The sequence below is a fragment of the Burkholderia sp. IT-111MI5 genome, from assembly GCF_949752865.1.
Taxonomy (GTDB): domain Bacteria; phylum Pseudomonadota; class Gammaproteobacteria; order Burkholderiales; family Burkholderiaceae; genus Burkholderia; species Burkholderia pyrrocinia_C.
Map to the genome: position 1 here is coordinate 49,081 of NZ_CATKIF010000066.1, position 20,993 is coordinate 70,073.

Here is a 20,993-nt window from a genome sequence, read left to right on the forward strand (position 1 = left end):
CCCATTCTTCAGGTCTTCAGGAACATCACGAGATGACACTACGCTTGAGCCGCCGCGCGTACGCGGAAATGTTCGGGCCGACGACGGGCGACCGCGTCCGGCTCGCCGATACCGAACTGCTGATCGAGATCGAACGCGACTTCACGACCTACGGCGAGGAAGTGAAATTCGGCGGCGGGAAAGTGATCCGCGACGGGATGGGCCAGTCGCAGCGCGTATCCGCCGATGTGCCCGACACGGTCATCACGAACGCGGTGATCCTCGATCACTGGGGCATCGTGAAGGCCGACATCGCGATCAAGCACGGCCGCATCGCCGCGATCGGCAAGGCCGGCAACCCGGACATCCAGCCGGGCGTGACGATCGCGATCGGCGCCGCGACCGAAGTGATCGCCGGCGAAGGACTGATCGTGACGGCCGGCGGCATCGACACGCACATCCACTTCATCAGCCCGCAGCAGATCGACGAGGCGCTCGCATCGGGCGTCACGACGATGCTCGGCGGCGGCACGGGGCCGGCCACCGGCACCAACGCGACGACCTGCACGCCGGGCCCGTGGCACATGGAGCGGATGCTGCAGGCCGCCGACGGCTGGCCGATCAACCTCGGCTTTCTCGGCAAGGGCAATGCGAGCCTGCCCGAGCCGCTCGTCGAGCAGATCGCGGCCGGCGCGATCGGGCTGAAGCTGCACGAGGACTGGGGCACGACGCCCGCCGCGATCGACAACTGCCTGTCGGTTGCGGACGACACCGACACGCAGGTCGCGATCCACACCGACACGCTGAACGAAGCCGGCTTCGTCGAATCGACGGTCGCCGCATTCAAGGGCCGCACGATCCACACGTACCACACCGAAGGCGCGGGCGGCGGCCACGCACCCGACATCCTGAAGGTGTGCGGCGAGGCGAACGTGCTGCCGTCGTCGACCAACCCGACGCGCCCGTACACGATCAACACGCTCGACGAGCATCTCGACATGCTGATGGTGTGCCATCACCTCGATCCGTCGATCGCCGAGGATCTCGCGTTCGCCGAATCGCGGATTCGCCGCGAGACGATCGCGGCCGAGGACATCCTGCACGATCTCGGCGCGCTGTCGATGCTGTCGTCCGATTCGCAGGCGATGGGCCGCGTCGGCGAAGTGATCATCCGCACGTGGCAGACCGCGCACAAGATGAAGGTGCAGCGCGGCGCACTGCCCGGGGACGGCGCGCGCAACGACAACTTCCGCGCGAAGCGCTACGTCGCGAAGTACACGATCAACCCGGCGATTACGCACGGCATCGCGCACGAAGTCGGTTCGATCGAGCCCGGCAAGTGGGCCGACCTCGTGCTGTGGGAGCCCGCGTTCTTCGGGATCAAGCCGTCGATGATCCTGAAGGGCGGGATGATCGCGGTCGCGCAGATGGGCGACCCGAACGCGTCGATCCCGACGCCGCAGCCCGTCCACTATCGCGAGATGTTCGCGACGCGCGGCGGCGCACTCGCGCGCACGTCGCTGACCTTCGTGTCGCAGATGGCGGCCGATGCGGGCATCGCGGAACGCTACGGCCTCGCGAAGCGGATCGTGCCGGTACGCAACTGCCGCAACGTGACGAAGGCCGACATGATTCACAACGCGTGGCGCCCGTCGATCAGCGTCGATCCCGAAACCTACGACGTGATCGCCGACGGCCAGTTGCTCACCTGCGAGCCGGCGACGGTGCTGCCGATGGCGCAGCGCTATTTCCTGTTCTGATTTCCGGTTTTCGTTTTATGCGCACCCTCGACAAACGCATTGCCCCGAACGTGAAACTCGCCGCGTCGCTCGTCGCGCGCGCACCGACGCTCACGCTCGCGTATGACGCCCGCTGCAAGAGCCGCCTCGCGGCGACGCTCGACACCGGCGAGGACGTCGCGGTGCTGCTGCCGCGCGGCACCGTGCTGCGCGACGGCGACGTGCTCGTCGCCGACGACGGCGCGCTCGTGCGCGTCGCCGCGGCGCCCGAAGCCGTGCTGCTCGTGCGCGCGGCCGATCCGCTCACGCTGATGCGCGCCGCGTACCACCTCGGCAACCGTCACACGCCGGTCGAGATCGGCGACGGCTACCTGAAGCTCGAAGCCGATCCGGTGCTCGCGGACATGCTGCGCCGGCTCGGCACGCAGGTCGAAGCAGCGAACGCGCCGTTCCAGCCGGAAGCCGGCGCGTACGGCGGCGGCCACAAGCACGGGCACGACGCGACGTTCGCCGAGGACTACGCGCTCGCGCAGCAGGTGTTCGGCGAGCACCACGGGCATTCGCATTCGCATTCGCACGATCACGATCACGATCACGATCACGATCACGATCACGATCATCAGCATGGTCCCGGATGCACGCACGGCCACGGCCATGACCACCACTGAACTCGTCGCACTGCTGCACCTCGCGTCGCCGGCGCTGCCGATCGGCGCATACAGCTATTCGCAGGGCCTCGAAGCCGCGCTCGACGCGAACCTGATCCACGACGCCGATTCGGCACGCGACTGGATCGCGAGCGGCCTGACCGACGTGCTCGCGCACGGCGAGCTGCCGTTCCTCGCGCACCAGCTCGCGCGTTGGCACGCGCATGACGCGCACGCGCTCGCCGCCGAAAACGCGTGGTTCATCGCGAGCCGCGAATCGGCGGAACTGCGCCGCGAGACCGAGCAGATGGGCTGGTCGCTCGCGCAGCTCTGCGCATCGCTCGAATGGGGCGATGCCGCGCACCGCGCGACGCTCGCATCGATGTCGCCGATCGCACTGCCGACCGCATTCGCATACGCGGCCGCCGCGCACGATGCCGGCGCCGACGCGACGCTCGCCGCGTACGCATTCGGCTGGGTCGAGAACCAGACGTCCGCCGCGCTGAAGGCCGTGCCGCTCGGCCAGCTCGCCGGGCAACGCATCATCGTCGCGCTGCGCGGCGCGATCGACGCGGCCGTGCGCCGCGCGCTCGCGACGCCGCCCGACGCCGTCAACACGTTCGCGCCGCAGCTCGGCATCCTGTCCGCGCGGCACGAAACCCAGTACTCGCGGTTGTTCCGCTCCTGAACACGACGCTATTCGCCATGAACGCACCTGCTCCCTCCTCCGCCCGCCGCACGAAGAAACTGCCGCCGCTGCGCGTCGGCATCGGCGGCCCCGTCGGCTCCGGCAAGACCACGCTGCTCGAAATGCTGTGCAAGGCGATGCGCGACCGCTACGACCTCGTCGCGATCACCAACGACATCTATACGAAGGAAGACCAGCGGCTGCTGACGGTTGCGGGCGCGCTGCCCGAGGAACGCATCATGGGCGTCGAGACGGGCGGCTGCCCGCATACGGCGATCCGCGAGGATGCATCGATCAACCTAGAGGCCGTCGACCGGATGCTGTCGCGCTTTCCCGACGCCGACATCGTGTTCATCGAATCGGGCGGCGACAATCTCGCGGCGACGTTCAGCCCCGAGCTGTCGGACCTGACGATCTACGTGATCGACGTCGCGGGCGGCGAGAAGATTCCGCGCAAGGGCGGCCCCGGCATCACGAAGTCCGACCTGCTCGTGATCAACAAGACTGATCTCGCGCCGCTGGTCGGCGCGAACCTCGACGTGATGGCCTCCGACACGAAGAAGATGCGCGGCGAGCGGCCTTACGTGATGACGAACCTGAAGGCGCTCGACGGCGTCGCGGACGTAATCGCGTTCATCGAGAAGAAGGGCTTGCTGACGGCCTGAGCGGCGCGGCGGCGGCACACGACGCCGCCACGCATGCCCGGGGCGGCATTGCGCCGCCTTCGTCTATTTGTCGGAAGTGTCCTGCTGCTCACGCTCGCCGCGTTCGGCGGGCGGCAGCAGCGCCGCGAGCACGTCGACCGTGCGCGCGGTCGCGCCGCGGTGACGCGCCGCGAAGGCCGCGCCAGCCGCGCCCATCGCGATGCGCCGCGCCTTGTCGGCGAACAGCGCGTCGAGCACGTGCGCGAGATCGAGCGGATCCTCGACCTGCATCGCCGCGCCGGCCGCGACCGCGTCGGCGGTTGCCTGCGTGAAGTTGAACACGTGCGGGCCGATCAGCACCGGCACGCCGACCGCGCACGCTTCGATCAGGTTCTGTCCGCCGAGCGGCAGCAGGCTGCCGCCGATGAACGCGACGTCGGCGGCCGCGTAGTACGCGCCGAGTTCGCCCATCGAATCGCCGAGCAGCACCGTCACGTCGCCCGGCAGCGGTTCGGCAGCCGGGTGGCCGGCCGCGAGCGCGGCCGTGTCGGCCGCCCATGCCGAGCGTCGCACGCACTTGAGCCCGCTGCGCTCGACGAGCGCCTCGACCTCGGCGAAACGCTGCGGGTGGCGCGGCACGAGCACCAGCAGCGCGCCGGGCGTGCGCATCGCGGCGAACGCCTGCAGCACCAGCGCCTCCTCGTTCTCGCGCGTGCTGGCGGCGACCCACACGGGCCGCGCGCCGATCGCGTCGCGCCACGCATGGCCGCGCGCCGCGAGTTCCGGCGGCGTCGCCATGTCGAACTTCAGGTTGCCGAGCACGGTCACGTTGCGTGCGCCGAGCGACGTCAGCCGCTCCGCATCGGCCGGGCTCTGCGCGAGCACGCGCGAGAAGCCGCCGAACACGTCGCGCGTCGCCGCGCCGAACTTCGCCGCGCGCCGGAACGAACGCGCGGACATCCGCGCATTGGTCAGCACGAGCGGCACGTCCGCGCGGCGGCACTCGTCGATCAGCGTCGGCCACACCTCGGTTTCCATCACGAGGCCGAGCGTCGGCCGCCATGCGTGCAGGAAGCGCCGCACCAGGCCCGGCATGTCGTACGGCAGGTAGCAGCGCAGCACGCGATCGCCGAAGATCTGTTCGCCGGTCGCGCGGCCGCTCGGCGTCATGTGCGTGAGCAGGATGCGCGCATCGGGGCGCGCGTGCATCAGCGCGTCGATCAGCGGCTGCGCGGCGCGCGTCTCGCCGACCGATACCGCATGCACCCAGATCAGCGGCGCACGGTCGTCGCGCGAGCGGCCCGCCACGCGGCCGAAGCGTTCGCCGATGTGCTCGCGATAGCCGCGCTCCTTGCGCGAGCGCACATAGAGCCGGATGACCGCGGCGGGTGCGACTATCCACCACAGCGCGCGATAGATCGCCCTCAGCATGCGGCGGCCCTCGTATTGCTTCGAAGCAGGTGCGCGCTCAAACCAGCGCCCTGCCCGTCAGGCGCTCGAGAATGCCGAGCGGCGCGCATTCGCGGCGGACCATCGCATCGACCGGCAGGAAGAAGGTCTGCTCGAGCATGAACTGGCCGGACATCACAGCGTGCGAAGTCTGGTCCGAGAAACATATCCACACGCTGCCCGGCGGGAACGGCATCGTCTGCTGCGGGCTCGTCTTCTGGTAGTCGAGATCGGCCTTCATGCCGTCGTGCAGGTTCAGCATCAGGTGGTCGTACGCGCTGCGCGGCGACTTCGTCACGTGCAGCAGGTTCAGCAGCCACGCGGAACCGGGGAGCTGCGGCCTGATGCGCGGCAGGAAACGCTTCGCGACGTCCTCGAACGGCTCGCCCACGCGCCACACGCGCGGTGCGCCGGCCGGGTTCACGTTCGTGAACACGCGCAGGATGCGCTCGCCGTAGTTCGGCCGCGACGGGAACGCGTCGACGTGCAACCGGCTGTCATCCTTGCGCCATGACGTCTGGCGCGTCTCGACCCGCATCAGCCGCAGGCTCGTCGGCGCGACGCGCAGCTTGCCGCGGTATTCGGGGAACAGGCCGTCGACGAGCGTGCCGGCCTGCTGCTGGAAGCGCGCGACGAGCGCGCGCACGGCCGACTGCGTGACGCTGTCGCCGAGCACGCCGGCGAGCGCGCCGCCGTTCGGCGCGAGGCTGATGTTCTTGCGTTTCGGATCGGCGAGCGCCGGATCGAGCAGCGCTTCCTCGCCGCCTTCGATCGCGAAGCGCAGATGCGGGAAATACAGCACCTTGCCTTCCTCGACCGCGGCCAGCAGTTGCTCGCGCGGTGCCGACAGGTTGTGTCCGCTCCAGTCGGCGGACGGGACTTCGATGATCTGGGATTCGCTCATGATCGGTTCGCGTAATTGACAGGCGTTACAGGAGACCGAAGCCCGCGAGCGCCGACTTCACCTGCGCGATCGACGGGGGTTGCCCCGCGGTGCCGAGATTGACGACGTTCGGCGACCAGTAGCCGCCGGTCCGCCAGGCCGTCGCGAAATTGTACAGTTCGACCGTCGGACGCTTCAGCGCGGCCGCGATGTGAACCAGACCTGTATCAACCCCGACGGTTGCGGCCGCGCCGTCGATCAGCCCGACCACGGCCGGCAGCGACAGCTTCGGCGGCACGATCGCCGCCGCGCCGAACTCCTTCGCGAGCCGCTCGCTCGTCGCGCGCTCCGCGTCGTTGCCCCACGGCAGCACGAGCGACGCGCCGCGCCGCACGAGCGCCTGGCCGAGCTCGATCCACGCGGCGTCCGGCCACTGCTTGTCGGCGCGCGACGTCGCATGGACGAACACCACGTACGGCACCGGCAGGTTCAGGCCGAGCGCGGCCACCGCGAGCGCCGCCGCGCGCGTGTCGAGGCCGAAGTCGACCGGATCGGCCGGCGTCGGCGCCGGGTCGCCCAGCGCGGCCGCGACGAGTTGCCGCGAGCGCTCGACGACGTGCGTGCGCGGCGCGATCGGCACGCGCTTGCGGTAGAAGAAACGCACCGGCCATTCGTAGCCGGCGCCGTCGGTGCGGTTGCCGAGCCCGACGAGCGGGCCGCGCGCCCAGCTCGCGACCCAGGCCGTCTTGATGAGGCCCTGGCAGTCGATCACGAGGTCGTACTGCTCGGCCGCGAGGCGCCGGCGGAATGCGCGGATCTCGCGCCACGTCGCGCCCGAGAACGGCTTCTTGCGCCAGCGGCGCAGCGAGAACGGCAGCACCTCGCGCACGCCGTCGACGAGCCGCACGAGGTCGACGAAGCTTTCCTCGACGAGCCAGTCGATCTGCGCATCGGGGTGGCGGCGCCGGATATCGGCGATCACCGGCATGTTGTGCACGACGTCGCCCAGCGACGACACACGCACGATCAGGATCTTTTGCACGCTGAAAAAACGCCGGCTGACAGCCGGCGACAGACATAAAGGAGCGATTTTATCTCGCCCGGGGGAGCAGACAGACAAAAAGCGGCCGCACGCTGTCGCGTGCGCCGCTTTTCGGGGATGGCGCGACCGCTAAATCGGCCGCCGCGCCGTTGGCGGCCCGCAGGCCGCCGACGCTCAGAACGGCAGCTTGACGTCCGGCTTCGCGGCCGTCAGCACGCGGCGGAAGTCCTCCTGGATGCGCTTGAGCCCTTCCTGCGTCTCCGACTCGAAACGCATCACGACGACCGGCGTCGTGTTCGACGAACGCGCGAGGCCGAAGCCGTCCGGGTACTCGACACGCAGGCCGTCGATCGTCACGACTTCCTCGGCGCCGTCGAACTTCGCCTCTTTCTGCAGCTTGTCGATCAGGCGGAAGTTCTCGCCCTCTTCGAGCCACAGCTGCAGTTCGGGCGTGCTCATCGCGTCCGGCAGCCCGTTGAGCAGCGCGCTCGGATCGGCCGTCTTCGTGAGGATCTCGAGCAGGCGCGCGCCCGTGTAGAGGCCGTCGTCGAAGCCGTACCAGCGATCCTTGAAGAACACGTGGCCGCTCATTTCGCCGGCGAGCGGCGCCCCCGTCTCGCGCAGCTTCGCCTTCACGAGCGAGTGGCCCGTCTTCCACATCAGCGGCTCGCCGCCCTTCGACTTCACCCACTGCGCGAGGTTGCGCGTGCACTTCACGTCGTAGATGATCTGCGCGCCCGGATTGCGCGACAGCACTTCTTCCGCGAACAGCATCAGCTGGCGGTCCGGATAGATGATCTGGCCGTCCTTCGTGACGACGCCGAGGCGGTCGCCGTCGCCGTCGAACGCGAAGCCGAGCTCGGCATCGGTGTCCTTCAGCGCCTGGATCACGTCCTGCAGGTTTTCCGGGTGCGCGGGATCGGGGTGGTGGTTCGGGAACGTGCCGTCGATGTCGGTGAAGCGCTCGACGAGTTCGCAGCCGAGCGCCTTGAACAGGCGCGTCGCGAGCGGGCCCGCGACGCCGTTGCCGGCGTCGACGACGAGCTTGATCGGCCGCGCGAGCTTCACGTCGCCGACGATGCGCGCGATGTACTGATCGGCGACGTCGACCTGCTCGTAGGTGCCGCTGCCCGTCTCGAAGCGCTCGTCGACGATGCGGCGGTACAGCGCCTGGATCTGCTCGCCGTAGATCGCGGCGCCGCGCAGCACCATCTTGAAGCCGTTGTAGTCGGGCGGGTTGTGGCTGCCCGTGACGACGATGCACGAATCGATGCGGCGCTCGCCGCCCTTCAGCGCAAGCGGCACGCTCGCCGCGAAATAACCGACCGGCGTCGGCACCATGCCGACGTCGACGACGTCGACGCCCGCCGCACGCAGGCCGTCGGCGAGTGCGCCGACGAGTTCGGGCCCGGACAGGCGGCCGTCGCGCGCGACGACGACCGCGTCGCCGCCCTGGGCGCGCACTTCGCTGCCGAATGCCCGGCCGATCCCGCGCGCCGTGTCGACGTCGAGCGTCTTGCCGACCACGCCACGAATGTCATATGCCTTGAAGATGGATTGGGAGATCATCGATTCTCTTCTCTCTCGGTTGCGTGCATGGAAAATTGTCTGGCCGCGTCTCGCCGGCGCCGCGCATGATACAGGCAGGCCCCTGCGAAACAAGGAACGGAACGGCTGGAGCGGCCCCGATCCCACTTATAATCGCGGGTTTTGATGACGCGCATGTCGCCCATTTTAATGCCTAGCCGACCCGCCGCCGCCAACCCGCAGCCTCCGGGCGCCCTGCCGGCCGCCCCGCGTACATGCGGCCGCCGCGCATGCTGAAGCGTTTCGGCAACCCGGATGTCGCGAAGGCCGTCGCGAACCTCGTCTGGCTGGGGCTCGAACGGCTCACGCAGATCGGCGTCGCGATCGCGATCAGCGGTCTTCTGGCCCGTTATTTCGGGCCGGACGTGTTCGGCAAATGGCAGTATGCGAATACGCTCCTCCTGGTACTGGCGCCGCTCACCTGGGTGTGCGGCGCGGAAATCCTCGTTCCGACCATCGTCCAGCGCCCGCCCGGCCAGCTCGGCGCGGTGCTCGGCAGCGCATTCGCGCTGCGCATCGCCGTCTCGGCCGCCGCGCTCGTCGCGACCTGGGTCGCGATCGCCGCGGGCGCCTTCGATCCGCTGGTCGGCGCGATGCTCGCGGGCCTGGCCGTCACGATGGTGTTCCGCGAGCCGTTCGTCGGCCTGATCAACGCGTGGCTGCAAAGCCTGACCTACAGCAAGCCGCAGCTCGTCACCAGCATGATCACCGCACTGGCGAAGGCGCTGCTCGTCTGGCTGCTGGTCCGCGCAGCCGCCGGCCCCGCACGCTTCGGGTGGCTGTGGGCGCTCGAGGCCGCCGCGATCGGCTTCGCGCTGCTGCTCTACTACCGGCATCGTAACGGCGGCGCGCTCGGCTGGACGTTCGATAAACCGCTGTTCAGGCACTTTGCGACGGCCGGCACCGTGTTCTGGCTCGGCCTCATCTGCATGTACCTGTTCCTGAAGCTCGACCGCCTGATGCTCGAGCGCCACGTGTCGTTTGCCGATCTCGGCCGCTACTCGGCCGCGCAGCAGCTCAACGAGAACTGGATCACGCTCGCGCTGATGCTCGCGCAGACGATCGCGCCCGCATTCGTCTACCGCGTGCAGGACGTCGCGCGGCTGCGCCGCAACATCGTCCGGCTGATCGCGATGACGGCCTGCCTGATGACGGCCGGCGCGCTCGTGCTCGACGCGGCCGCCCCGCTGATCGTCGGCAAGGTGTTCGGCCGCGGCTACGAGGCCTCGGTCGACATCTTCCGCTGGGCCGTCTGGCTGTCCGTGCCGGCCGGCATCGAGGCGATAGGCAATCTTATCGTTCTCAAATATCAAGCAAAATTCGTGTTGCTGTCGAAATGGCTGCTCGCGCTCGCGATCGCCGCGCTCGTCAACCTGTTCGCGATCCCGCGGCTCGGCCTGTACGGCGCGCTCGTCGGGCTGGCGGCCGGCTACCTGACCGCGGCCGCCGTCAATTTTTATTACATCCGTTTCAAGCTGCAAACATGACGTCATCCGATTGCCCGCCCCCGCTCGACGACGTGGCCGTGCTGATGCCGGCCTACAACGGGCACGACGACGTCGTCCGGACCCTCGCATCGTTTCGCGAGGACGCGCCCGTGCACGTGCTGATCGTCGACGACGGCAGCACGCCGCCGATCGTCGCGCCCGACCTGCCCGGCCTCGCGATCGAGGTACTGCGCATGCCGCGCAACGGCGGCATCGAGCGCGCGCTCGCAGCCGGCATCGACGCGCTCGCGACACGCGGCTTTCGTTATGCGGCGCGCATCGACGCCGGCGATCTCGCCGCGCCGCAGCGCCTCGCGAAACAGCGCGCGTATCTGGGCGCCCATCCGCGCGTGGCCTGCGTCGGCATGTGGACGCAGGTCGTATCGCGCGCCGGCGAGCCGCGCTTCATGCTGACGCCGCCCGCCGATCCGCGCACGCTGCGCCGCACGCGCTTCCTGCGCTCGCCGCTCGTGCATCCGTCGGTGATGCTGCGCATCGACGCCGTGCTGGAGGTCGGCAACTATCGCGAGAAATACCGCGCGGCCGAGGATCTCGATCTTTTTTTACGGTTAATGCAACGCTACGATTGCGCGAACCTGCCGGAACTCGGCCTTTATTACGAACTCAACGAGGGCGGGATCAGCGCGACCAAGCGCCGGCGCCAGCTGGTGTCGACGCTGTCGCTGCTGCTGAGCCACTTCAACGCGCTGAACCCGTACGACTGGGCCGGCCTCGCCAAGAACCTGCTGCATTTCGTGACGCCGTACCGCACGCTGCAGCGGATCAAGCAGACGCTGTTCGCCGCGCGGCCGTCCGCTTGAGCGCGGATCCGGCCCCTTCGGCATTTTCGACGCTTTATTTTTTTCTTTTTTCATGTCCGCCACCTCCCCGCTGCGCATCGCGCTCGTCTGCAACACGGCCTGGGCGATCTACACGTACCGCCACGGTTTGATCCGTGCGCTCGTCGCGCGCGGCGCCGAGGTCATCGTGATCGCGCCGCACGACCGCACGGTGCCGCTGCTCGAGCAGATGGGCTGCCGCTACGTGGCGCTCACGGTCGCATCGAAAGGCACGAGCCCGCGCGAAGATCTCGGCACGCTCGCCGCGCTGGTGCGTCACTACCGTGCGCTGAAGCCCGATCTCGTGTTCCATTACACGATCAAGCCGAACATCTACGGCTCGGTCGCCGCATGGCTCGCGCGCGTGCCGTCGATCGCGGTGACGACGGGGCTCGGTTATGTATTCATCCAGAAGAGCCGCGCGGCCAGCGTCGCGAAACGCCTGTACCGCTTCGCGTTCCGCTTCCCGCGTGAAGTCTGGTTCCTGAACCGCGACGATCTCGCAACGTTCACCGACGAGCAGCTGCTCGCGCATCCCGACCGCGCGCGGCTGCTGCACGGCGAAGGCGTCGACCTCGAACAGTTCGCGCCCGTGCCGCTGCCCGGCGGCGACGCGCCCGTCTTCATCCTGATCGGCCGGCTGCTGTGGGACAAGGGCGTGCGCGAATATGTGGAGGCCGCGCGCATCGTGCGGGCCCGCTACCCGAACGCGCGCTTCCAGCTGCTCGGGCCGCTCGGCGTCGACAATCCGAGCGCGATCGGCCGCGCGGATGTCGACGCGTGGGTCGGCGAAGGCATCGTCGAGTATCTGGGCGAAGCGCACGACGTGCGCCCGCATATCGCGGCCGCCGACTGCGTCGTGCTGCCGTCGTACCGCGAAGGCGTGCCGCGCACGCTGATGGAAGCCTCGGCGATGGGCCGCCCGATCGTCGCGACCGACGTGCCGGGCTGCCGCGACGTCGTCGCCGACGGCGAAACGGGCTTCCTGTGCCGCGTGCGCGACAGCGCGAGCCTCGCGGAGCAACTGCTCCGCATGATCGAACTCGGAACGGCCGGACGCGACGCGATGGGCGCGCGCGGCCGGCAGAAGGTCGCGGCGGAATTCGACGAGCAGCAGGTCGTCGAACGTTACCGGCAGACCATTCATTCGTTGACAGGCATCACCCTCTGAAGGAGCGCATCAGCATGACCGCTAAAGGCACCATCCTCGTCACCGGCGGTGCGGGCTACATCGGCTCGCACACGGCCGTCGAGCTGCTCGACAACGGCTACGATGTCGTGATCGTCGACAACCTCGTCAACAGCAAGGCCGAATCCGTGCGGCGCATCGAGCAGATCACGGGCAGGACGCCCGCGTTCCACCAGGTCGACGTGTGCGACGAAGCCGCGCTCGCGAAGGTGTTCGACGCGCACCCGATCACCGGCACGATCCACTTCGCGGCGCTCAAGGCCGTCGGCGAATCGGTCGCGAAACCGCTCGAGTACTACCAGAACAACATCGGCGGCCTGCTCGCCGTGCTCAAGGTCATGCGCGAGCGCAACGTCAAGCAGTTCGTGTTCAGTTCGTCCGCGACCGTATACGGCGTGCCCGAGCGCTCGCCGATCGACGAATCGTTCCCGCTGTCCGCGACCAACCCGTACGGCCAGTCGAAGCTGATCGCCGAGCAGATCCTGCGCGATCTCGAGGTGTCCGACCCGTCGTGGCGCATCGCGACGCTGCGCTACTTCAACCCGGTCGGCGCGCATGCGAGCGGGCTGATCGGCGAGGATCCGGCCGGCATCCCGAACAACCTGATGCCGTATGTCGCGCAGGTCGCGGTCGGCAAGCTGGAAAAACTGCGCGTGTTCGGCTCCGACTACCCGACGCCGGACGGCACGGGCGTGCGCGACTACATCCACGTCGTCGATCTCGCGAAGGGGCACATCGCCGCGCTCGACGCGCTGGCGAAGCGCGACGCGAGCTTCGTCGTGAACCTCGGCACGGGCCAGGGCTACAGCGTGCTCGAAGTCGTGCGCGCGTTCGAGAAGGCATCGGGCCGCCCGGTGCCGTACGAACTCGTCGCGCGCCGCCCGGGCGACATCGCCGAGTGCTACGCGAACCCGCAGGCCGCGGCCGACATCATCGGCTGGCGCGCGACGCTCGGCATCGAGGAAATGTGTGCCGACCACTGGCGATGGCAGGAGGGCAACCCGCGCGGTTTTGTATAATCCGCTGTCCATTTTTCGAGCGATCCCATGCTCAGCTTCGCGTCCGGTTTCATCGTCTCCCTGCTCGTCACGCTGTTCATCGTGCGCTACGCGCACCTTCACGAGAAATTCTCGGTCGACAGCGACCTGGCCGGCGTGCAGAAATTCCACGTGCGGCCCGTGCCGCGCGTTGGGGGCATCGGGATCCTCGCCGGGGTCGTCATTGCCGCGCTGATCCTGTCGCGGCGCTATCCGACGATCGCCGGCAGCATTCTCGGGATCGCCGCATGCGGAATGCCGGCGTTCCTGTCAGGGCTCGTCGAGGACCTGACCAAGCGCGTGTCGCCGCGTGCGCGGCTGCTGTGCACGATGGGCGCGGCCGCGCTCGCGTTCGGGGTGATGGGTATCGCGGTCAAGCGCATCAGCGTGCCGCCGCTCGATTTCCTGCTCGGCTACGTGGCTATCTCGGCGTTCGTCACGGTGCTCGCGGTCGCCGCGCTCGCCAACGCGATCAACATCATCGACGGCTTCAACGGGCTCGCGTCGATGGTCAGCTTCATGATGTTCGCGTCGCTCGCGTATGTCGCGTTCCATGTCAACGACCCGGTCGTGATGTCCGCGTCGATCATCATGATGGGCGCCGTGCTCGGCTTCTTCCTGTGGAATTTCCCCGCCGGGCTGATCTTCCTCGGCGACGGCGGCGCGTATTTCATCGGGTTCATGCTCGCGGAACTCGCGATCATGCTCGTGATGCGCAATCGCGAAGTGTCCGCTTGGTATCCGGTGCTGTTGTTCATGTATCCGATCTTCGAGACGTGCTTCTCGATCTACCGGAAGAAATTCATCCGCGGGATGTCGCCTGGGATTCCGGACGGCGTGCATCTTCATATGCTCGTGTACAAGCGGCTGATGCGGTGGGCGGTCGGGACGAAGCACGCGCATGATCTGACGCGGCGGAATTCGCTGACGTCGCCGTACCTGTGGCTGCTGTGCCTCGTTGCGGTGATACCGGCGACGCTGTTCTGGCGGCATACCGTGCATCTGTTCGTTTTTGTCGTGCTGTTCGCGCTGACGTATGTGTGGCTTTATCTCAGCATCGTGCGGTTCAGGGCGCCGCGGTGGATGGTGGTACGCAAGCACCGGCGCAGCCACTGAGCGCCACGCCGGCGTCCGGACAGAAAAAAAGCGCCCCGCGGGGCGCTTTTCTTTTCGTCGTTGCCGGGCCGTGCGGCTCACGACCCTGCCGCGTCACTCGTTCGATACCGCGCGCACCGACGATACGCGCTGCAACGTCGGCGCAACGGCCGTGTGGTATTCCGGCACCCAGCGTCGCAGGTCGCGCCGCACTTCATCGTCGGACAGCACGCGGTGCTGCATCAGCCACGGCAGCAGTTCGTCGAGGAGATTGTCCGGCACTTCCCGTGCGCGCGCGATCCGCAGTTTCGGATGCAGCGTGCGCGTCGTCGCTTCGTCGTCCGCAAGCAGTTCCTCGTAGAGCTTCTCGCCGGGCCGCAGCCCGGTGAACTCGATACGGATCTGTTCTTCCGAGAAACCGTACAGGCGGATCAGGTCGCGCGCGAGATCGACGATCTTCACCGGCTCGCCCATGTCGAGAATGAAAATCTCGCCGCCATGCCCCATGCTCGATGCCTGCAGCACGAGTTGCGACGCTTCCGGGATCGTCATGAAGAAACGCGTGATCTCCGGGTGCGTGACCGTCACCGGGCCGCCCTTCGCGATCTGCTGCTGGAACTTCGGGATCACGCTGCCCGCGCTGCCGAGCACGTTGCCGAAGCGCACGGTCTCGAAGTGCGTGCGCCCGCTCGTCTGCTGCAACGCCTGGCAGGCCATTTCAGCCAGGCGCTTGCTCGCGCCCATCACGTTGGTCGGATTGACGGCCTTGTCGGTCGAGATCAGCACGAAGTGACGCACGTCGTGGCGGATCGCCGCGCGGGCCACGCGATACGTGCCGAGCACGTTGTTGCGCAGCGCCTGCCATGCGTTGTGCTCCTCCATCAGCGGCACGTGCTTGTAGGCCGCCGCATGAAACACGATATGCGGCGCATGGCGCGACATCACCTGATCGAGCAGCAGCGAATCCTTCGCGTCGCCGATGATCGGCAGGACCGGCAGGTCGGGGAAGCGCTCGCGCAGTTCCTCGGTGAGCCGGTACATCGCGTACTCGGACAGGTCGAACGCGACAAGCTGTGCCGGCGCGAAACGCAGGATCTGCCTGCACAGCTCGGAGCCGATCGAGCCGCCCGCGCCCGTCACCATCACGACACGGCCGCGCAGCAGCGCCTCGACGTGCGGCGTGTCGATCGTCACGGCATCGCGGCCGAGCAGATCCTCGAGATCGATGTTCCGCACCTGCGACAGGAAGCCCTGCCCCGGCATCAGCGCGGTCAGCGAAGGCAGCACCATCGCCTTCACGCCGGCCCGCACGCACAGCGTCGCGACGCGACGCTGCGTTTCGACGGAGGCCGACGGAATCGCGATGATCGCGTACTCGACCTTCATTGCGTCAGTCCAGTGCTTCAGGTCGTTGAACGAGCCCAGCACCTTGTAGCCGTAGATTTCACGCCCCTGCTTCGTGACGTCGTCGTCGAGCAGGCCGACGAGGCGCCATTCGCCGGAGCGCGACAGTTCGCGCGCGAGACTCGCACCGGCGGTGCCGGCGCCGAGCACCAGCACCGGCTTGCCCTGCCCGACCAGGCCGCCGTAAAGATAGAACTCCTTCGTCGCGCGATAGAGCGCTCGAGCGCCGCCCATGATGAGGAACAGCAGGATCGGCGACAGCAGCAGCACCGAGCGCGGAATGATCGGCTGCGGCTGGAACATCACGGCCCCGACCATGACGACGAGACTTCCGACGACGACCGCCTTCGAAATGCGCATCAGATCGGGCAGGCTGGCGAACACCCAGAGGCCGCGGTACAGGCCGAACGCATGGAACATCAGCGCGTAGACAGGCAACACCCAGCCCAGCGCCATGAGCGCACCATGCAGGAAGTCGGCAGGAACAGCGCCGTTGAAACGGACCAGATAGGCGACCAGCCACGAGGCCACGACAGCCAGCAGGTCGAACAGGAATGCACTGAACGACAGCCATGACGCTTTACGGCGAAACATCGGCGTCACACCTCGATTTATTTTGAAACGGTTGTTTGAAAGCGCCGCCAGCGTGCGTCGATGACGCACCCTATTGCAGCCAGAACGCCGTACCACGCCAGCACGACAGCCCATTGGCGTTGCGCTGGCAGGCGCGTCGCCCACGTGGCGACGATTATGCCTGCTCCCATGACCGCGTACCAGCACCACGCCGTGCGTGCATGACCGACGCCGGAGCGCACCATCCGCTGATAGTAATGCTCACGATGCGCCTGCCAGAACTTTTCGCCGCGCAACACGCGTTTCAGAAGCGTGACGGACGCATCCGCGATGAACGGCGCAAACAACTGGGCGGGCAACCAGATCGGCCAAGCACCACTGCGCCATCCGTAGAAACCGAACGCCCCGGCGAGAAAGCCGAGTGTGATCGAGCCGGCGTCACCGAGAAAAATCCGGGCCGGATGGAAATTGAGCAACAGGAAGCCGGCGGCCGCGCCGGAGATCGCGGCGGCGCACAGGGCGAGATCGGCCGACGGGTGCGGCCCGGTCAGCGCAACGATCGCGTAGCCGCCGAAACCGAACAGCGCCATGCCACCCGCAAGCCCGTCCGCACCATCCATGAAATTGTAGAGATTGACCAACCAGACCATGAGGAAGCCAATCCCGACGAGCGCCCACCACGGCAGCCCGGCCGGATACGCGAATAGAAACGCAACAACTGCGGCGACGTGACCCGCAAATCGCACGCGCGCCGGCAACCCGCGCCGGTCATCGATCTGCGACAGCAGAGCCAGCCCGGCCGCCGCGAGCACGACGACTCGCAGTGGCGGCGAGAAGAACCACACCAGGATGCAGACGACCGGCACGAGGCCCCAGCCGCCGACCCGTGGCGTCGGGCGTGTATGAAGCGAGCGATCGTTCGGCACGTCGGTCGCGAGCGACCATGCGAGCCCCGAGCGCAGCAGGATCCAGAGGATGCCTGCGCTCAGGCAAGCCGACGCGGCCGCGCCGATGATCGCGCGCGTCGCCGCACTTAAAAAAAAGGGGGCAATCTGCATGGGCTCAGTTTCTGGCGCGATACCAACGGGCCGTCTCGCGCAATCCGGCCTCGAGATCGAACGGCGGGTGCCAGCCCAGCACGTCCCGGATGTGCGTCGTATCGAGTCTCAACTCGCCGGCGAGGCGGTCGATTTGCGCGGAGCGTCCTGTCAGCCGCCCGGCGGCACGCAACCACGCCGCAGGCACCGGAATCAGGTGCGGACGCACGTGAAGCGCGGCCGCAATAAGCCGTACGAGCTCCGCGACGCCGGGATCGCGACCATCGGCGACATGAAAGGTCTCGCCCGCCGCGGCGGTGTCGACCGCACACCGCACGAGCGCGTCAGCCAGATTGTCGACAAAGATCAGGCTGCGACGCGCGTGAACCGCACCGAGCGGAAGCGGCACGCCCTTCGATACCGCGTCCATCAGGCGCAGGAAGTTCGCACGCACGCCCGGGCCGTAGACGAGCGGCGGGCGCACGACCACGATTTCCATGCCACTGCGGGCACCGAACTCGCGCAGCGCGTGCTCCGCCTCGAGCTTCGAGCGTCCGTACGGGTCGTCCGGACGCGGTTCGTCGCGTTCGCCGAGCGGTTCCCGTCCAAGGCTGCTCTCGCCGACCGCCTTGATGCTGCTCGCATATACAAAACGCCGCGCGCCCGCGCGCCGGGCAGCTTTGGCGACACGCAATGTCCCGTCGACATTCGTATGCCGATAGGCGGCCATCGGATCCGAATCGAGATCATCCATCACGTGCACGCGCGCGGCCAGGTGAATCACGGCGTCGCAACGCAGCCAGTCCGGCCACGCGGTATCGATGCCCGCGAAATCGGTCGCGTCGAATACCCATTCCCGCGCGATCGGCGCAGGCTGCGCACGTCTCACGATACCGGCCGCATCATGCCCGTATTCGGCCAGCCGCCTCAACACGGCCTGGCCCACGAATCCATTCGCTCCCGTCACTGCAATCATGCGTCGTCCGCCATCGCTCGAATTGGAGCCGTTATTGCAGGCTGCCTGAAATCACTTCGGACAGCACGTCGGCGCTCGCGCTGACGTGGTGGTGGCGCATCACGTCGTCGAACGCCGCCATCCGGATGCTCGTACGCAACGCGCGATCGCCTGCGAGTCGTTCGAACGCATCGACCCAGCCGTCGAAATCGTTGCTGACCAGCAGGCCCGTCGTGCCGTCCGACACACTGTCGATGTAGATCGGCGCACTCGAGTAGATTCCCGGCACCTGCGCCGCTCCGTAGTTCAGGTACTTGAACGGGTTCTTGCATGCATTGAACTCGGCCGCCTCGGCGTCCTCGCTGCTGCCGAGCGGCGTAATCGCGAACTGGTAGCGCCCGGAGACGAGCGCGTGCATGTAGTCCGCGTACGGCATCCGGTTGGTGAAATGCAGAAACGGCAACGAAAACATCTCCGGAAACGGATCGCCGTAAAAGTCGAGCACATACTCCGGGTGACGCAGAAAGAACACCTGCAGCGCCGTCAACAGCATATCCTTCGCCGTCTGCAGCTTCAGAAAATCGGCGTTGGTGAATACGATGCGCGGCGGCGACGCTTCTTCGCCGGCGGCACAGCCGGGCGTCACGTATTTCTCGACCCACATCCCGTTCGGAACCAGTATCGCGCGCGGCACGATGGGCTGGATCTTGCGCAGGAGCGTGGTATTCGCGACCGTCACCGCATCGGACAGGCCGATCAGTTCATGGATCAGGCCGAGCTTCGTGTTGTTGCCCTGACCGCCGCTGTAACGCGGAAACGAAAAAATCCAGTCGTCGACGTCATAGACGACGCGCACGCCACGCGCGCGCGCGCGCTTGACCAGTTCGACCGCCTGCCGGGAGCTGTGCTTGCTCAGGATCAGCACGTCGCACCAGTCGACGCCAGCGGGCGCGCACTCGTCGTTTTCCGAAATCGCGGTGAACGACAACTCGCCGCGCGCCTCCATGAATTCGAGCACTTCGGTGATGCGCGCCGCGACCGACAGCGACGGAACGCCGAACGCGACATGCGATTCACGCTGCAAAGCCAGGATTTTCATCATGATGCGCGCTGCCCGGCTGCGCCGTGCATGGTGGCCGGCAAATTCGAGACGGGGCCGAGCGAAAAGCCGAGCAGACGGCCTGTCGGCTCGCCGTCATGCAACCGGACATCGACGACCGACAGGCTCGCATGCGCGGGCAGGAACGCCGGGAAGCGCTCCATGCCGATACCTGTCACCTGCTGCAACACACACGAGATCGGCCCCGAATGCGCGACGACCATCAAGCGCTCGCATGGCTCTTCCAGTTGCGCTCGCAACCAGCCCAGCACACGCTCGTTCAGCTCAAGATGCGATTCGCCGCCCGGGTAGCGATTGGCAGGGTGATCGTGAAAACGCGGCTCGGCGGCACGAAAGCGCTCGAGCGTCCAATCCGCCACGTCGCCGGCGTCGGTTTCGCCGACACGCGCGTCGACCTCCCATCGCGCATGCGGAATCAACAGGTCGGCCGTCTGGCGCGCACGATTCCACTGACTGACGACATGACGATCCGCAACGATGCCCGTGTCGGCCAGCCACGCTGCCGTTCGCGCACCTTGCGCAAGTCCCTCGTCGCTCAGCACGTCCGCCGGCGTGCCAGTCACGAGACCGGCTTCGTTCGCCCGCGAACGGCCGTGCCTGACCAGATAGAGCATCATTTCGCAATGCTCCGCAGGATGCCGATCAGCGGATCGATTGCTTCGGGCAGGCAGAATCGCGAGAGTCCGTCGACCAGCGACGGATTCTCGGACGGCATCGCGAGCACCGCGTCGACGCCCCGCGCAATGGCGGCTTCGTCGGCCGGATCCGCATAGATCGCCGCATCGCCGAAATGCTCGCGCGACCAGTCGGAATCGCTCAGCAACAGCCGACAACCCGCGAGGCCCGCCTCGATCGCAGACAGGCCCGGCGGCTCATGCGACAGTTCGACATAGAACAGCGACTCCTGCAGTGCGGCACGCACGATTTCCGACTTCTGCGGAAGCCCCTTGATGAAGCGCACGTTGTCGCCGCCAGCCGCGCGACATGCCTGATAGTAAGCTTCGTCGCGGCTGCGGCCGACGAGCACGAGCGGAATGCCCTTCTCGCGCAATACACGCACGGCGGCAAGCTGGTTCTTGTTCGGCTCGATCACGCCGAACCAGATCGCGTAGCGATCGACACCATAAAGACTCTTGAACAGCCCCTGCGGCGCCGGGCGACGATAAGCCGCGTCGGCTCCCACCGTGATCCGGCGCGCCTTGTCGGCAGGCAGGCCAAATCGCTCCGCGAAGTGCTGCTGCTCGGCAGCCGACTTGAAGATGACTGCGTCAGCCACGCTGACGTGCCGGTTGACGAGCGCCTCCGGAACCTCGGCCGAATCGCGTACCCACAGGTTCGGCCACAGCGCCACCGGCTTGCCGCGAGCCTTGACCGCTTCGAGCAATTCGAGCCCGCCTCCATGCACCGAGAAATGCAGCACGACGTCGTAATCGTCGATCGAGCGCGCATAGGGCCCGTAGATATCGACGATCATCCCGCGCTGCTTCAGGCTATCCGCAACGGAGAAGATCTCGTACTCGCCACCGCCACGCACGAGGAATGCCTGATGGTAGGTCGTAATCAGTACGCGAGGATCCAACACTTTGATATCCAACGAAA

The 20,993-nt window shown here is 67.3% G+C and carries 19 protein-coding genes; 9 read left to right on the plus strand and 10 right to left on the minus strand.

Features of this window, described 5'->3' with window-relative positions:
• Positions 1–32 precede the first annotated feature (32 nt).
• Genes ureC through ureG form a run of 4 tightly spaced genes read left to right on the plus strand, consistent with a single transcriptional unit; the run spans position 33 to position 3,718 of the window.
• Complete coding sequence (gene ureC / locus ACM6JT_RS29645) at positions 33–1,739, plus strand: urease subunit alpha (RefSeq protein WP_034182909.1); 1,707 nt, start codon at positions 33–35, stop codon at positions 1,737–1,739.
• A 17-nt stretch (positions 1,740–1,756) separates the two neighbouring features.
• The gene (ureE, locus tag ACM6JT_RS29650; RefSeq protein ID WP_407971234.1) at positions 1,757–2,386 is read left to right on the plus strand and encodes an urease accessory protein UreE; all 630 of its coding nucleotides are present in this window, start codon (positions 1,757–1,759) and stop codon (positions 2,384–2,386) included.
• A complete protein-coding gene (locus tag ACM6JT_RS29655; RefSeq protein ID WP_243565263.1) occupies positions 2,373–3,053 on the plus strand; it encodes an urease accessory protein UreF in 681 nt (226 codons plus the stop codon). The genes ureE and ACM6JT_RS29655 overlap by 14 nt, the downstream gene beginning before the upstream one ends.
• Before the next feature lie 17 nt (positions 3,054–3,070).
• Entirely contained in the window at positions 3,071–3,718 is a 648-nt protein-coding gene (ureG, locus tag ACM6JT_RS29660; protein WP_131947829.1) for an urease accessory protein UreG, read from the plus strand.
• Positions 3,719–3,781: 63 nt separating this feature from the next.
• Here the strand turns inward: ureG and waaA are convergent, their stop codons facing one another.
• The 4 genes from waaA to ACM6JT_RS29680 all read right to left on the minus strand — a co-directional run bounded on the left by waaA (position 3,782) and on the right by ACM6JT_RS29680 (position 8,640).
• The gene (waaA, locus tag ACM6JT_RS29665) at positions 3,782–5,128 is read right to left on the minus strand and encodes a lipid IV(A) 3-deoxy-D-manno-octulosonic acid transferase (RefSeq protein ID WP_414857800.1); all 1,347 of its coding nucleotides are present in this window, start codon (positions 5,126–5,128) and stop codon (positions 3,782–3,784) included.
• Between the two features lie 37 nt (positions 5,129–5,165).
• Positions 5,166–6,050, minus strand: coding sequence for a Kdo hydroxylase family protein (locus tag ACM6JT_RS29670; protein WP_034182904.1), 885 nt, complete (start codon positions 6,048–6,050; stop codon positions 5,166–5,168).
• Between the two features lie 25 nt (positions 6,051–6,075).
• On the minus strand, positions 6,076–7,071 hold the full coding sequence (waaC, locus tag ACM6JT_RS29675) for a lipopolysaccharide heptosyltransferase I (protein WP_034182903.1): 996 nt from the start codon (positions 7,069–7,071) through the stop codon (positions 6,076–6,078).
• A gap of 174 nt (positions 7,072–7,245) precedes the next feature.
• The gene (locus tag ACM6JT_RS29680) at positions 7,246–8,640 is read right to left on the minus strand and encodes a phosphomannomutase/phosphoglucomutase (RefSeq protein ID WP_174420069.1); all 1,395 of its coding nucleotides are present in this window, start codon (positions 8,638–8,640) and stop codon (positions 7,246–7,248) included.
• A 248-nt stretch (positions 8,641–8,888) separates the two neighbouring features.
• On the opposite strand from ACM6JT_RS29680, the gene ACM6JT_RS29685 reads away from it, so the two are divergent.
• The 5 genes from ACM6JT_RS29685 to ACM6JT_RS29705 are packed head-to-tail and all read left to right on the plus strand — an operon-like array spanning position 8,889 to position 14,326.
• Complete coding sequence (locus ACM6JT_RS29685) at positions 8,889–10,145, plus strand: oligosaccharide flippase family protein (RefSeq protein ID WP_414857801.1); 1,257 nt, start codon at positions 8,889–8,891, stop codon at positions 10,143–10,145.
• Positions 10,142–10,966: a glycosyltransferase gene (locus tag ACM6JT_RS29690; protein ID WP_414857802.1), complete on the plus strand. Its 825-nt coding sequence runs from the start codon at positions 10,142–10,144 to the stop codon at positions 10,964–10,966. Before ACM6JT_RS29685 ends, ACM6JT_RS29690 begins: the two co-directional genes overlap by 4 nt.
• 52 nt (positions 10,967–11,018) lie before the next feature.
• Positions 11,019–12,155: a glycosyltransferase family 4 protein gene (locus ACM6JT_RS29695; protein WP_414857803.1), complete on the plus strand. Its 1,137-nt coding sequence runs from the start codon at positions 11,019–11,021 to the stop codon at positions 12,153–12,155.
• A gap of 14 nt (positions 12,156–12,169) precedes the next feature.
• Positions 12,170–13,192, plus strand: coding sequence for a UDP-glucose 4-epimerase GalE (galE, locus tag ACM6JT_RS29700; protein WP_105393040.1), 1,023 nt, complete (start codon positions 12,170–12,172; stop codon positions 13,190–13,192).
• A gap of 27 nt (positions 13,193–13,219) precedes the next feature.
• On the plus strand, positions 13,220–14,326 hold the full coding sequence (locus ACM6JT_RS29705; RefSeq protein ID WP_034182898.1) for an MraY family glycosyltransferase: 1,107 nt from the start codon (positions 13,220–13,222) through the stop codon (positions 14,324–14,326).
• 93 nt (positions 14,327–14,419) lie between these two features.
• Here the strand turns inward: ACM6JT_RS29705 and ACM6JT_RS29710 are convergent, their stop codons facing one another.
• Genes ACM6JT_RS29710 through ACM6JT_RS29735 form a run of 6 tightly spaced genes read right to left on the minus strand, consistent with a single transcriptional unit; the run spans position 14,420 to position 20,976 of the window.
• Positions 14,420–16,303: a polysaccharide biosynthesis protein gene (locus ACM6JT_RS29710; RefSeq protein WP_034182897.1), complete on the minus strand. Its 1,884-nt coding sequence runs from the start codon at positions 16,301–16,303 to the stop codon at positions 14,420–14,422.
• Positions 16,304–16,320: 17 nt separating this feature from the next.
• A complete protein-coding gene (locus ACM6JT_RS29715; RefSeq protein ID WP_414857804.1) occupies positions 16,321–17,340 on the minus strand; it encodes an MraY family glycosyltransferase in 1,020 nt (339 codons plus the stop codon).
• 4 nt (positions 17,341–17,344) lie between these two features.
• Positions 17,345–18,295, minus strand: a complete 951-nt coding sequence (locus tag ACM6JT_RS29720; RefSeq protein ID WP_034182895.1) for an NAD-dependent epimerase/dehydratase family protein — start codon at positions 18,293–18,295, stop codon at positions 17,345–17,347.
• Positions 18,296–18,326: 31 nt separating this feature from the next.
• Positions 18,327–19,376, minus strand: a complete 1,050-nt coding sequence (locus tag ACM6JT_RS29725; protein WP_034182894.1) for a glycosyltransferase — start codon at positions 19,374–19,376, stop codon at positions 18,327–18,329.
• Positions 19,373–20,011, minus strand: coding sequence for a histidine phosphatase family protein (locus ACM6JT_RS29730; RefSeq protein ID WP_414857805.1), 639 nt, complete (start codon positions 20,009–20,011; stop codon positions 19,373–19,375). Before ACM6JT_RS29730 ends, ACM6JT_RS29725 begins: the two co-directional genes overlap by 4 nt.
• On the minus strand, positions 20,008–20,976 hold the full coding sequence (locus tag ACM6JT_RS29735) for a glycosyltransferase (RefSeq protein WP_414857806.1): 969 nt from the start codon (positions 20,974–20,976) through the stop codon (positions 20,008–20,010). Before ACM6JT_RS29735 ends, ACM6JT_RS29730 begins: the two co-directional genes overlap by 4 nt.
• Positions 20,977–20,993 lie beyond the last annotated feature (17 nt).